The sequence below is a fragment of the Leifsonia sp. SIMBA_070 genome (assembly GCF_046534635.1).
Lineage (GTDB): Bacteria > Actinomycetota > Actinomycetes > Actinomycetales > Microbacteriaceae > Leifsonia.
The window spans coordinates 1-246 of record NZ_JAWRYK010000757.1 but is presented as its reverse complement, the minus strand read 5'-3'; the positions used below and the strand labels follow the sequence as shown (position 1 = coordinate 246).

General features: G+C 54.5%; 1 tRNA gene. It reads right to left on the bottom strand.

The annotated features are described in order from the left end of the window. Positions 1–163: 163 nt before the first annotated feature. Positions 164–240: transfer RNA gene (locus SB754_RS22275), tRNA-Thr, on the bottom strand. Positions 241–246 lie beyond the last annotated feature (6 nt).

Here is a 246-nt window from a genome sequence, read left to right as displayed (position 1 = left end):
ATGTGTTCATTATTTTTGGTCACACTGTTCTCTATTCAGAACATGAGGCGACGGCTGTCGGGATCCGGGTTGAAAGCGTGTTGTAAACGTGTAGTGGATCGAAAACCGGACATGAAAAAACCCCTCCTGATCGGCGTGACGCCTGATCAGGAGGGGTTTTTCGTGGAGCCCCCTGCCGGATTCGAACCGGCGACCCCCTGTTTACAAGACAGGTGCTCTGGCCAGCTGAGCTAAGGGGGCGGTACC